This window comes from Porphyrobacter sp. TH134 (genome assembly GCF_002855495.1).
Classification (GTDB): domain Bacteria; phylum Pseudomonadota; class Alphaproteobacteria; order Sphingomonadales; family Sphingomonadaceae; genus Erythrobacter.
Genome location: NZ_PKRO01000094.1, coordinates 1 through 1,608 on the forward strand (window position 1 = coordinate 1; position 1,608 = coordinate 1,608).

The 1,608-nt window shown below is 58.6% G+C and carries 2 protein-coding genes and 1 pseudogene; 1 reads left to right on the plus strand and 2 read right to left on the minus strand.

The features are described from left to right. Window positions 1-369: 369 nt before the first annotated feature. The gene (locus C0V72_RS16040) at window positions 370-1,191 is read right to left on the minus strand and encodes an IS5 family transposase (RefSeq protein ID WP_101795125.1); all 822 of its coding nucleotides are present in this window, start codon (window positions 1,189-1,191) and stop codon (window positions 370-372) included. Window positions 1,192-1,324: 133 nt separating this feature from the next. Between C0V72_RS16040 and C0V72_RS16800 the strand changes: the two genes are divergently transcribed. Further along, window positions 1,325-1,549: a histidine kinase dimerization/phosphoacceptor domain -containing protein gene (locus C0V72_RS16800; protein WP_324761555.1), complete on the plus strand. Its 225-nt coding sequence runs from the start codon at window positions 1,325-1,327 to the stop codon at window positions 1,547-1,549. On the opposite strand, the pseudogene C0V72_RS16050 reads toward C0V72_RS16800, so the two are convergent. Beyond that, a pseudogene (locus C0V72_RS16050) lies at window positions 1,527-1,608 on the minus strand (IS5/IS1182 family transposase); the annotation flags it as partial. The gene C0V72_RS16800 and the pseudogene C0V72_RS16050 sit on opposite strands and share 23 nt — an antisense overlap.

Below are 1,608 nucleotides of genomic sequence, written 5' to 3' on the forward strand. Positions count from 1 at the left end.
CCGGAAGACCATCCGCCGGGAAATCGATCAGGCCAAGGCGACACCTCGTAAAGCTGGATGTCGCCTTACGGCTCCTGTGAACTGTCCTTCAACACCACTTGGCTTGATTATGGCCGAATTCCCGTCAGGCAAGATTGTGGGGAGGAACAAGTATGCCGAGCAAATGCTGGGCCATCCTGTCCTGCACTCACCCCAGCTCCACAGCTTGGGTGACTGGGTATCCTTTCACGAAGACGGCTCACGCGTCGATGAGCATGAATATCCGCTCGCTGCGATGATGCTTCGCGGAGAGGAGAAACCTAGCATTGACGTTCATTATCAAAGAGGCGACGGCTCTAAGAGTCTGATTCGAAACTATCGCGCTGGATTTCATGCTCTTGCAATGCGGCGTGCGAAGAGCTGGATTGAGGCGATGAACAGCCAGGCGGTTGCCGAGGCGATAGTCTCCTCGAAGTCCTTGGCGAGGCGGCGGTTGCGACCGAGCCATGCAAAGGTCCGCTCAACAACCCAGCGTCTGGGCAAGACCTCGAAGCCCTTGGCGTGGTCGGACCGCTTAATGATCTCGACCGTCCATTTCCCGATCTTGCGCAGCGCCTCGCGCAGCTTGTCGCCGGCATAGCCACCATCGGCGAAGATGTGCCTGAGCCAAGGATGGCGGCGGATGATCTCAGCGAGGACGAGCGGTGCGCCATCGCGATCCTGCACGTCAGCGGTGTGGACCACGGCATGAACCAGATTGCCATCGGTATCGGTCACGATGTGCCGCTTGCGGCCCTTGATCTTCTTGCCCGCATCGTAGCCCCGCGGTCCGCCGCTCTCGGTGGTCCTGACGCTCTGGCTATCGATAACCCCAGCGCTGGGAGAAGCTTCGCGCCCGACAGCTTCCCGGCCGATCAGCAGCAGGGCGTGATTGAGTGAAAGCCAAAGACCATTGTCGCGCCACAGGTAGAACCAGCGGCGCACCGTGGAAACAGGTGGAAAGCAGGGCGGCAGCATTCGCCAGGGCAGCCCGCCGCGCAGCAGATACAGGATCGCCTCGACGATACGCCGCAGTGGCCATTTGCGCGGACGCCCCACATGCGATGGTGATGGGAAAAACGGCTCCAGCACGGCCCATTCCGCATCGGTCAAATCGCTTGGCAAAGCCAGGTCGGCACGGGCATACTGAGCCCGAGTGGTGTCGGTCCACATCGTTGATTTCCCTTGGTTCGTTGCAAAACCGCTGAATCAACGACTTGGGCTCGCGTCAAGCTAACCCACTGGCACCACTCAACTTAATTTCGGATCAGGCTCTAAGGCATGGACCCGGATGACAGGGCGGCCAGTGCGCAACGGCAAGGGAACGATCACTGGCGGTGTGGTCGCAATAATCGATATAGACGAGCAGCACTGGGCCAAGGTCAACTTGGAAGAGGCCCTAAGCGTCAAGGAATTGCTGCTGCGTGAGGTCAACCATAGGGTTAAAAACAGCCTTCAGCTTGTCAGTTCGTTTTTGTATTTAGAAGCCTTGAAACTAGGCTCAGGACTCATTGCGGCAGCCAGAAGATGACGATTGCGGCGATGCAGATGGCGGACATGAAGGTATGGGCGCATCGATCGTAGCGGGTG

Excerpts from the sequence above, each read along its gene's own strand:
- C0V72_RS16040 (WP_101795125.1), bottom strand. The coding sequence starts at position 1,191 with ATGTGGACCGACACCACTCGGGCTCAGTATGCCCGTGCCGACCTGGCT.